Consider the following 8,968-nt stretch of genomic DNA (forward strand, 5'->3'; position numbering starts at 1 on the left):
CTACCGTCGGCCCGGGATGAGACAGTTATCCGGTGACTCTAGAGATCCGGCTTGCGCTGCCCACCGAGTACGACGCGGTCGGCGAGCTGGCCGCGGAGGCTTACGCGCACGACGGCTTCCTGAAGCCCGGCTACGCGCAGACCGTGCGCGCGGCGGCGGACCGGGCCGCGAAGGCTGAGCTCTGGGTCGCGGCGGACGCTACCGGTCTGCTCGGCACAGTTACTTACTGTCCGCCCGGCTCCGTCTACCGGGAGATCGGCCTGGACGACGAGGGCGAGTTCCGGTTGCTCGCCGTACCGGGTCGCGCCCGGGGGCTCGGCATCGGGACGGCGCTGACGGTGCGCTGCATCGAGCGCACCCGCGAGCTCGGACTGTCCAGGATCGTGCTGAGCAGTGCGTCGTACATGGCGGCCGCGCACCACATCTACGAGCGACTCGGCTTCGTCCGCCTGCCCGAGCGGGACTGGTCGCCGCTCGCCGACATCGATCTCTACGCCTTCGCACTGGACCTGTGACTGTCACGCTGCCCCGCCCGGAATGGACGTCTTCGGCTGACGCCCATGGTGCCCGCGTCGACTCGTTGGTCGCGGACCACCTGGACCGCCGGCGTCGCCGCGAAGCGCACCCGGTCGAGGACTTCCTCTTCACCTACTACCCGACCCGCCCCAACCAGCTCCGCGTCTGGCACCCCGGCCCCGGCGTCCGGCTCCTCGACGCACCCGAGTACGGCGGACGCCGCGGCTACACGTCCGTCGACGGCGCGACCGGCCTGGATCCGGCCGAGATCTCGCGGCGGCGCGACAGCATCCAGTGGATCCGTGAGTTGCTCGCGGCGACCGCGGACGGCCAGCCGCAGTTCGGCTGCTTCGGGATGCACGAGTGGGCGATGGTCTACCGGACCGCCGACGTACGGCACGAGAAGTGGCCGCTGCGACTAGGTGCCGAGGGCACCGATCGGGTGGTCGAGTCGCACAAGATCGCCTGCTCGCACTTCGACGCGTTCCGGTTCTTCACCACGCCGGCGCGCCGGCTGAACGTCCTGCAACCCACCCGGGAGTCGCAGCCGGCACTGGAGCAGGGCGGCTGCCTGCACGCCAACATGGACCTCTACAAGTGGGCCGGCAAGCTGATGCCGTTCACGCCGAGCGCGTTGGTACTGGACTGCTTCGAGCTGGCTCGGGACATCCGCACGCTGGACATGCGCGCCTCGCCGTACGACCTATCGGCGCTTGATTATCAGCCGGTCGCAATCGAAACGCCCGCCGGAAAGGCCGAGTACGCGGCCGCCCAACGCTCCTTCGCCACCCGCGCCCGGCCGTTGCGGCAGCAACTCGTTGCATTGTGCGACGAACTCCTCGAGCCGGCTGGTTGAACGCGGCCGTGACCCCCCACGCTCAGGGGACCCGCACCGCCTGTTCGTCGCCACATCGGGGATCACCGCGGACGCGGCCGAGTACTTCGGCCTCCCCCACGACCGGGTCGTCATCATGGGCTCGCACATCAGCGTCTAGTGTCATCACATGGGGAAGATTGTGGCGATCGCGCTCGGCGTCCTGCTCACTGTCTGCGGCGCCGTCTTCACGTTCCAAGGGCTCGGGTACCTCGAGGGCAGCTCTATGACCGGCAGCAGCTTCTGGGCCATCGTCGGCCCGATCATCGCCGCCGCCGGCGTCTCACTGCTGTACGTCGCGATCCGCGGGCCGAAGCAACGCCGCTAGCGGCTGCGTGGAGTGGCTGGAGTCGGCCCAGCCCAGGCGGGCGGGGACGAACGCGAGGTAGGTCCAGACGCGCATCGCGAAGTAGCGCGCGGCGGCGGCAACGATGAGGATCCGGCGCCTGCCCGGACGCCAGCCGACGTACACGATCAATGGGATGACGAGGATCTCGAGCACGCTGTTGACCGCGATGTAGTACGGGATCGACGGCAGGAACATCTGCTCCAGCGCCTCGCCGGTGAGCGATGTGCTGTTCAGCGCGCCCTTGAGCAGCAGGATGGCCATCAGGCCACCACATCCGGCGAACGCGAAGCCGGCCGCGCCGACGGCGTCCTATGGCGAGGAAGCGGGCGGAGCTGCTGGCGGCGTTGGTGCAGGAGATGCCGTGGTACATCTCGGCCGCGACGCGCTACCAGATCGCCGTCGCCGACCAGCTCGGCATGCCCGTGACCGAAGTCCACGCGGTCGGCGCCCTGCTGGAGATCGGCCCGGCCGGAGTACGGCGACTCGCCGACCTCATGGGGATGACCACCGGCGCCGTCACCCGCCTCGTCGACCGTGTCGAACGCGCCGGCTACGTCCGCCGCGAACCCGACCCCGCCGACCGCCGCCGGGTCGTCGTCCAGGTCGTCCCTGAACGCGTCGCCGACATCCGGCCGCTACTACGAACCCATCGGCGAACGCTGGCAGAACCAGGTCTCCACCTACACCGACGCCGAGCTCGCCTTCCTCCTGGACTTCCTCCGCCAAGGCCGCGCCTCGTCGGACTGACTCAGGCCGGCGTGCGCAGCACCGCCCACTGGTAGTGCATTGGGCCGCCCACGCTCCAGTTCGACCATTGCTCGATCGCTCCGTGACGCGTGAGCGCTGCCTGGACCGCACTGTCGGTGCGGATGCTGAAGAACCGGCCGGGCCCGTGGCCGCTGTCGTCCTGCCAGACCCGTTCTCCACCGACCTCATCACCCCACAGGCCGACGCCCAACGGAGCACCCGGCCGCAGCACCCGCACGATCTCCGCCAAGGCGGCGTCCAGATCCTCGTCCGCGACATGCAGCAACGTGCTCATCGTCCAGCCCGCCTCGAACACCCCATCTTCGAACGGCAACTCGAGCACCGACCCGACGTACGCCTGCAGACCAAGCGACCGGCATGCCTCGACGCTCGCCGGAGCCAGATCAACGCCGGTGTACTCGAGCCCCGCCGCCACGAACGCCTCCCCGTCGCGGCCCGGCCCACAACCGATCTCCACCACCGACCGACGCCCCTCGGCCTGCAACTGCCCGACAAAGCCTGTCCGTACGTCGATTCTGGCGTCTGGCAGCTCGCGATCCAGACGGTCCTGCACCTCGTTGGTGTAGTAGTCGATCAGATCGCTCTCACGCTGCGCCCGGTCACTCATCGAGACATTCTAGGAGCGGCGAAGAAGGCCAGGAGGTGCCGGTTGACCGGCTCCGGGCAGTCCAGCTGGGGGACGTGGCCACAGCCGTCCAGGATCACGAGTTGATCGTTCGGGAGCAGCTCCGCGAAACGGTACGCGCGCTCGACAGGCTGGATGGTGTCCTGCTTGCCCCAGAGCACCAGCGTCGGGGTCTTGGTGGCAGGGAGGGCACCTTCGGTCGGCGCCCAGTCCAGACGTCGCTCCAGCAGGTAGGTGGCGCGGATGTTGTCGTGGAAGGTCATCGGAGCCCACCACTCGTCCAGCAGTTGCTCGGTGAGGCGGCCCTTGTTGACCAGCATGCCCTCGGCGAGCCCGCGCACGGTGGACTTGCCGGTGGACAGCTTCACGGCCAATTCGCCGACTACGGGGATCTTCAGGGACTCCCACATCAGCGTGCCGCGCATGTCCAGTCCGGTGGCGTCCAGCAGGGCAAGTTTGGTGACCCGATCGGGGTGGCGCTGGGCGAAGGCCAGAGCCCAGCCGCCGCTCCAGGAGTTGCCCGCCACGGCGGCCTGCCGGACGCCGATGCTGTCCATGAACGTACTGACGGCGGAGACCATGGCATCCAGGTCGAAGGCGAAGCCGGAATCCTTCAACTGGGTGTAGCCCTGGCCGGGAAGATCGACCACGTAGACCGTGTGTTCACGGGCTAGCACGTCGACTTGGTCCTTCCAGCCGATGACAGAGGTACCGCCGGGCGACAGCAGGATCACGGGCGTGCCGGATCCGGCCTGGACGTAGTGGAAGCGGGCGATCGGCGTCTCGGCGTAGCGTGATCCGGCCTCGGCCAGGTACGGCGAGCGGAATGCGCGACCGTCCTCGGCCGGCTTCCAGCCGTACGCGCCGAAGAGCAGGATCGCCACCAGCACCGCCAGCACAGCCGCCAACCAGTGGCGCCAGCGCCGCTTCCGAGCCGGACGGGCCTGTATGGGTTGGCCGGCGGTGCCGGGTTGCGGTGTTTTGTCCAGGTTGACCATGGCGACCCCTTGGCTTGATCCGTTGCGTGTTCCTACGTCTGGACACGTCGGCTTCGGCCGAGGTGACACCGCGGCAGATGACACGGCTCACACGCGGCGGTAGAAGTCGATCTGGTCGGCGACCACGCGGTCCCGGAAGGCGGGGTCTGTGTAGAAGGTGAAGTGAGTGCCTGGGTAGGCACGCAGCTCGCCTCGCGGCGCACGGTCGGCAAGCTGCCTGGTGGTCTCCAGCGGCGTCTCACGATCCTCGGTTGCGACACAGACCAGCAGCGGGCAGGTCAGCCGTGCCGCGGCCTCGGCGGGCCGATAGCGCATCATCTGCAGTAGTCCTCTGGGCGCCACGCTGTTGCGCCACAACGTCGTTTGGCCGCCGGTCAGAATCTGGATGTGTTGCTCGGCCTCGGGCGTCGCGGTCACAGCGAGCTGTCCCGGCCGGCCCACCATGGGGATGTAGTACGGCGGCAGGCCGAGCTTGCCGCGGACCGCGTCCCAGACGATCGCGCCCAGCAGTCGCAGAGTGTCAGCTGTCGACCGTCCCTCGACCTTCTTCGGGAACCCGTTGAACGGGATCTGGGCCACCACGCCGGCGATCCGGGGATCGCTGCCGGCCACGGTGATCACGTGCGCGCCGCCCAGCGAGTTGCCCCACAGCAGCACCCTGTCGGGATCGACGCGCTCGTGCCCTCGGGCGAACGCCACAGCGGCGCGAACATCGACGAGCTGTGCGTCGATGTCGGGAAGCTGACGCGGCTCGCCGTCACTCTCGCCGAAACCCCGATAGTCGAAGACCAGCGCAGCGAACCCCGCGGCGGCGAAGCGCTCGGCATAGTCGAACAGGCGGTCCATCGTCCCGCTGAAGCCGTGGCAGAGCACCACGCAGGGCAGCGGACGGGAACCGGCGGGCAAGTAGAGGTAGCCGACGCACCGGACGCCGGCCGCGCTGAAGGACACCTTGGTCCGCATGCGGATCTCCCCAGAGTCATAGACTGACTTCCGGTAAGCACTCTAGCGAAAAAACTGACCGCAGGTAAGTGAGCGCTATGACATCCGAGCGGATCCTGGAAGCGGCCCGAATCCTGTTCGCCGCCCGCGGCTACCGTGCCTCCTCCATGCAGGCCATCGCGGACGAAGTGGGCATCACCAAGGCCGCCCTCTACTACCACTTCGACTCCAAGGAGGAGATCCTCCGCCAGCTCACGGTGCCGTTGCTGGACGAACTGGAGGCGGTGCTGGCTCAGGCCGAGTCCGGCGCCGATGCCGATGAGGTCCGTTGGCGGGCAATCGAGGGGTACGTCGACGTACACCTGCGTCACCGTCACACGCTCACGATGCTGGTCAAGGACATGACCCTGCTCGTCCAAGCGCCGATCGCCGACCGTTTCCGCACCTCGATCGCGTTGGCCAACGACTTGGTGGCCGGCCCGAGCAGCGGGCTCGAGCAGCGGGTGCGTGCCTGCCAGGTGGTCGCCGGACTGGCCGATCCGGTCGTGCTGTTCCGCGACGCACCGGCCGATCGATTGCGCAAGCTGATCCTGGACGGCGCACGGGCGTTGCTGGGCGAAGCGCCCGTACCCCAGGAGCGCGGGCGCGCCCGGGGACGCAACGGCGGGCGACGCCCGCTGCTCACCGAGGAACAGCTGGCAGAGGCTCGGTCCCTGTACGCCGATGGGCAGAGCGCCGAGGAGATCGGAACGCGTCTCGGCGTCTCCAGAGCGACCGTCTATCGCCATCTCAAAATCTAAAGATTCTGAGATTTGATTATGAGACGAACGGCTTCAGGCCCTGACCGCCTTGAGTGCGAAGAGCAGGGGGACGCGGGGCGCGTCGTCGGGTAGGCGCCACCAGCCCTCTGGGGTTTGTTGCATGGACGGCCAGCGCGGCCATTGGAGGACTTCGGACTCGCGGAGGCTGGTGATGGTGAAGCCGGTGGCGGCGAGGGTGGTGACGAGTTCGCCGAGGCCGTGCCGCCACTCATAGCTGCGTTGACGGCCGGGGACTTCGTCGCCGGTGTAGGTCACCGTCGATTCGTGCGCGATCGGGCCGCGGCCTTCGAGGTAGTCGGTACGGATCGTCAGCTCTTCGGACTCGCCGGGCAGCGACACCGGCCGAAGCGCGTTCAGGAGCGGGTGGAACTCGACGATGTAGAGCGCACCGCCGGGCTTGAGCAAGTCGCGAACGACCTTCGCCCACGCCTGCAGCTCCGGCAGGTAGCAGAGCGCGCCCTTGCCGGTGTAGACGACATCGAACTGACGACCCCGCACTGCCTCGACGGCGTCGTACACGTTGGCGTGCACATACTCGACTGCCTGCCCCGACTCGCTTGCGATCCGGCGCGCTTCCTCAAGCGACTTCGCCGACAGGTCCAGCCCGACCGTCCGGGCCCCACGACGCGCGAACGCGATCGTCTCGGTCCCCAGGTGACATTGCAGGTGCAGTACGTCGCGCCCGCCGAGTCGACCCAGGTCCTCCCACTCGTAATCGGCGAACCAGTACTCCGCCGGCTGACTGTAGAACTGGCTGGCCGCGTGCAACGGCGCTCGTGCGTCCCAGTCGGCCTCGTTGGCCGCCACCATCTGCCGAGTCTCCGCGTCCAGGCTCACTGACCCCTCCGTTCGCTGACGTTCAGCCACGGCCCAGTCTGCCCAAGCCCAGGTCCACATCTCCGCGCTCATGCTCATCGGCGGTTCTCACTCACAGTCATGCCACCGATGCCAAGGAAGCTCAGGGCCTGATCGCAACGCTGAGTAATCATGATTCGATCGCACTCCCCTTCACCTCCGCACCGTCTTGTTCAAGGTTATGAAGTAAGCTTGAACACGGAAGGGACATGGTCATGGCGCGAGTGGAGTTGCATCGGTGGCCTGGGCACCCGGACGGGTTCACCCGGGCGGAGCGGTTGGGCGGGTCGTACGAGCTGTACTTCCCGGATCCCTTGGTCGGGCGGACGTTCGACCTGAGTGACGACGTGCTCGCCGCCCTGGAGGACGCGGCCGGCGATCTTGCCCGGCTGGACGCGACGGCCGCCGTCCTGACGAACAGTGAGGCGTTGGCGCGACTGCTGCTGCGGGCCGAGGCGGTCGGGTCCTCGCAGATCGAGGGACTGGTCGTCGGCGCGCGCCGCCTGCTGAAGGCCGAGGTCCTGGGGGAGCGACAGCGTGACGTGACCGCCGAAGAGGTGCTCGGCGCGGTCGACGCGATGACCTGGGTGACCGAGTCCGTGCAGGCCGGCGACAAGCTCGAGGTCGAGCACCTGCTGGAAGCCCACCGCCGGCTGATGGCGCACTCGCCGACGCCAGAACTCGGCGGCGAGGTCAGGTACCTGCAGAACTGGATCGGCGGCCGCTCCCCCGCCGAGGCGTACTACGTCCCGCCGCCGGCCCAGCTGATCCCGGAGCTCCTCGCCGACCTGATGACCTTCGTCCGCGAGTCCCGCCTGCCGGTGCTGGCGAAGACCGCGATCGCGCACGCACAGTTCGAGACCGTCCATCCCTTTGCCGACGGCAACGGACGGACCGGCCGCGCGCTGATCCACCTGATCCTGCGCGCAGAGGGCCTGGTCGAGCGAACAGTCCCGCCGGTGTCGCTGTCGCTCGCGACCCACGCCACGCAGTACATCGAGGCGCTCACCGCCTTCCGGCACGTTGGCAAGCCGACCACTCCACGGGCCCGCACGGCAGCCAACCAGTGGCTGCAGATGTTCGCCGCCGCGTGCAGCCACGCCACCGCGGAGGCCGCCCGCTTCGAGCGGACGGCGGCCGACCTCAAGGCCGCCTGGCGAGACCGGGCCGCACCGGTGCGGGCCGGCTCGGCCGTGGAGCTGCTGATCGAGACGCTGCCCGCGGCGCCGGTGCTCACCTTGGCGGGCGCGGCCCGACTGATCGACCGCTCGCAACAGGCCGCGAACCAGGCGCTCGCGAGGTTGGTCGAGGCCCGCATCCTGCGGGAGGTCACCGACGGTCGCCGGAACCGCGTCTACGAAGCACCCGAGCTGATCGATGCCTTCATCTTGCTGGAACGGCGTTTCGCCAGCCCGGCCGCCGATACCAGGATCGAACCGCCTAGCAGGCCAGTGCCGTCGAGGCCAGAACCGACACGCAGTGCTCATTGACTTTCTCCTCCCGTTCAGGCAACAATTCGAACACATGTTCGATCCTGCTGCAAAATCTGATCGGGAGCGTGAGGAACCGTGATGCCGGAGCCGTTCGACTGGGACATCCTGTACCGCCCCTCGGCGATGGCGATGGTCCGCGGCCAGCTCGGCTTCAGCTGGATGGTGTTGTCCACCCGGCTCGCGGAGCTGACCGACGAGCAGTACTTCTGGCAGCCGAGCGGCGAGGCGCTGACCGTCGTCCGGCGCCACTACGCCGGCCGGTTCCGATCACTCGGCTCCGGCGAGTGGGTCGCGCAGTGGCCGGACGAGCCCGACCATCGCGGCCCGCGCACGATCGCCTGGCTGATCGCCCACCTGACCGAGATGTTCTTCGAGCGCTGGGAGTGGACCTTCGGCGAGCGAAGGCAAGGGCGCGCCGACATCACGTTGCACGGCAACGCCCGCGACGCCGTCGCCTGGCTGACGCACTGGGTCGAGGCCTGGCGTGAATCGGTCGCCGCGCTGGACGAGGAGCAGGTGATGACGGTCGGCCTCAGCCAGGCGACCGAGCTCGACGCCGCCGAGCCGTTCGGTCACGTCGTACTGCGCCTCAACCGGGAGCTGATCCACCACGGCTCGGAGATCATGACGCTGCAGGACCTCTACGCGGCGGCGGCCTGAGACGCGGGGCGGCGGGGACCACAAGATGTGCGACACGCGGCGCGGCGCTGCCACAAAATGTCGGAGC

At 68.4% G+C, this 8,968-nt stretch carries 12 protein-coding genes; 7 read left to right on the top strand and 5 right to left on the bottom strand.

All coding sequences use genetic code 11. The features are described from left to right. Positions 1 to 32 precede the first annotated feature (32 nt). The 3 genes from ACIBGM_RS29525 to ACIBGM_RS29535 all read left to right on the top strand — a co-directional run bounded on the left by ACIBGM_RS29525 (position 33) and on the right by ACIBGM_RS29535 (position 1,718). The gene (locus ACIBGM_RS29525) at positions 33 to 515 is read left to right on the top strand and encodes a GNAT family N-acetyltransferase (RefSeq protein ID WP_360523820.1); all 483 of its coding nucleotides are present in this window, start codon (positions 33 to 35) and stop codon (positions 513 to 515) included. Further along, positions 512 to 1,372 carry a 3-methyladenine DNA glycosylase gene (locus tag ACIBGM_RS29530; RefSeq protein ID WP_396387363.1) on the top strand — a complete coding sequence of 287 codons (861 nt, stop codon included), beginning with the start codon at positions 512 to 514 and terminating at the stop codon, positions 1,370 to 1,372. Before ACIBGM_RS29525 ends, ACIBGM_RS29530 begins: the two co-directional genes overlap by 4 nt. 148 nt (positions 1,373 to 1,520) lie before the next feature. Then, positions 1,521 to 1,718 carry a hypothetical protein gene (locus tag ACIBGM_RS29535; RefSeq protein ID WP_360523826.1) on the top strand — a complete coding sequence of 66 codons (198 nt, stop codon included), beginning with the start codon at positions 1,521 to 1,523 and terminating at the stop codon, positions 1,716 to 1,718. On the opposite strand, the gene ACIBGM_RS29540 is transcribed toward ACIBGM_RS29535, so the two are convergent. Further along, on the bottom strand, positions 1,674 to 2,000 hold the full coding sequence (locus ACIBGM_RS29540) for a hypothetical protein (protein ID WP_360523829.1): 327 nt from the start codon (positions 1,998 to 2,000) through the stop codon (positions 1,674 to 1,676). The genes ACIBGM_RS29535 and ACIBGM_RS29540 overlap by 45 nt on opposite strands. Before the next feature lie 50 nt (positions 2,001 to 2,050). On the opposite strand from ACIBGM_RS29540, the gene ACIBGM_RS29545 reads away from it, so the two are divergent. Further along, positions 2,051 to 2,521, top strand: a complete 471-nt coding sequence (locus ACIBGM_RS29545) for a MarR family winged helix-turn-helix transcriptional regulator (RefSeq protein ID WP_396387364.1) — start codon at positions 2,051 to 2,053, stop codon at positions 2,519 to 2,521. Here ACIBGM_RS29545 and ACIBGM_RS29550 read toward each other — a convergent pair. The 3 genes from ACIBGM_RS29550 to ACIBGM_RS29560 all read right to left on the bottom strand — a co-directional run bounded on the left by ACIBGM_RS29550 (position 2,488) and on the right by ACIBGM_RS29560 (position 5,093). After that, positions 2,488 to 3,114 (bottom strand): class I SAM-dependent methyltransferase, encoded by a 627-nt coding sequence (locus ACIBGM_RS29550; protein ID WP_396387365.1) that lies wholly within the window; start codon positions 3,112 to 3,114, stop codon positions 2,488 to 2,490. The genes ACIBGM_RS29545 and ACIBGM_RS29550 overlap by 34 nt on opposite strands. After that, positions 3,111 to 4,130 (bottom strand): alpha/beta fold hydrolase, encoded by a 1,020-nt coding sequence (locus tag ACIBGM_RS29555; RefSeq protein WP_396387366.1) that lies wholly within the window; start codon positions 4,128 to 4,130, stop codon positions 3,111 to 3,113. The genes ACIBGM_RS29550 and ACIBGM_RS29555 overlap by 4 nt, the downstream gene beginning before the upstream one ends. A gap of 87 nt (positions 4,131 to 4,217) precedes the next feature. Then, positions 4,218 to 5,093, bottom strand: coding sequence for an alpha/beta hydrolase (locus ACIBGM_RS29560; protein WP_396387367.1), 876 nt, complete (start codon positions 5,091 to 5,093; stop codon positions 4,218 to 4,220). Positions 5,094 to 5,170: 77 nt separating this feature from the next. On the opposite strand from ACIBGM_RS29560, the gene ACIBGM_RS29565 reads away from it, so the two are divergent. Beyond that, complete coding sequence (locus ACIBGM_RS29565; protein WP_360523844.1) at positions 5,171 to 5,872, top strand: TetR family transcriptional regulator; 702 nt, start codon at positions 5,171 to 5,173, stop codon at positions 5,870 to 5,872. A gap of 33 nt (positions 5,873 to 5,905) precedes the next feature. Here ACIBGM_RS29565 and ACIBGM_RS29570 read toward each other — a convergent pair whose 3' ends face one another. Next, complete coding sequence (locus tag ACIBGM_RS29570; RefSeq protein ID WP_360523847.1) at positions 5,906 to 6,730, bottom strand: class I SAM-dependent methyltransferase; 825 nt, start codon at positions 6,728 to 6,730, stop codon at positions 5,906 to 5,908. Positions 6,731 to 6,963: 233 nt separating this feature from the next. On the opposite strand from ACIBGM_RS29570, the gene ACIBGM_RS29575 reads away from it, so the two are divergent. Together ACIBGM_RS29575 and ACIBGM_RS29580 are read left to right on the top strand one after the other, a co-directional pair. After that, positions 6,964 to 8,238, top strand: coding sequence for a Fic family protein (locus ACIBGM_RS29575; protein WP_396387368.1), 1,275 nt, complete (start codon positions 6,964 to 6,966; stop codon positions 8,236 to 8,238). Positions 8,239 to 8,319: 81 nt separating this feature from the next. Continuing rightward, the gene (locus tag ACIBGM_RS29580) at positions 8,320 to 8,901 is read left to right on the top strand and encodes a DinB family protein (protein WP_360523853.1); all 582 of its coding nucleotides are present in this window, start codon (positions 8,320 to 8,322) and stop codon (positions 8,899 to 8,901) included. Positions 8,902 to 8,968 lie beyond the last annotated feature (67 nt).

Origin of the sequence: Kribbella sp. NPDC050470, assembly GCF_044458365.1 — a bacterium.
In the GTDB taxonomy this organism is placed as follows: Bacteria; Actinomycetota; Actinomycetes; order Propionibacteriales; family Kribbellaceae; genus Kribbella.

Excerpts from the sequence above, each read along its gene's own strand:
- ACIBGM_RS29545 (WP_396387364.1), top strand. The coding sequence starts at position 2,051 with ATGGCGAGGAAGCGGGCGGAGCTGCTGGCGGCGTTGGTGCAGGAGATG.
- ACIBGM_RS29580 (WP_360523853.1), top strand. The coding sequence starts at position 8,320 with ATGCCGGAGCCGTTCGACTGGGACATCCTGTACCGCCCCTCGGCGATG.
- ACIBGM_RS29575 (WP_396387368.1), top strand. The coding sequence starts at position 6,964 with ATGGCGCGAGTGGAGTTGCATCGGTGGCCTGGGCACCCGGACGGGTTC.
- ACIBGM_RS29550 (WP_396387365.1), bottom strand. The coding sequence starts at position 3,114 with ATGAGTGACCGGGCGCAGCGTGAGAGCGATCTGATCGACTACTACACC.
- ACIBGM_RS29560 (WP_396387367.1), bottom strand. The coding sequence starts at position 5,093 with ATGCGGACCAAGGTGTCCTTCAGCGCGGCCGGCGTCCGGTGCGTCGGC.
- ACIBGM_RS29540 (WP_360523829.1), bottom strand. The coding sequence starts at position 2,000 with ATGGCCATCCTGCTGCTCAAGGGCGCGCTGAACAGCACATCGCTCACC.
- ACIBGM_RS29555 (WP_396387366.1), bottom strand. The coding sequence starts at position 4,130 with ATGGTCAACCTGGACAAAACACCGCAACCCGGCACCGCCGGCCAACCC.
- ACIBGM_RS29535 (WP_360523826.1), top strand. The coding sequence starts at position 1,521 with ATGGGGAAGATTGTGGCGATCGCGCTCGGCGTCCTGCTCACTGTCTGC.
- ACIBGM_RS29565 (WP_360523844.1), top strand. The coding sequence starts at position 5,171 with ATGACATCCGAGCGGATCCTGGAAGCGGCCCGAATCCTGTTCGCCGCC.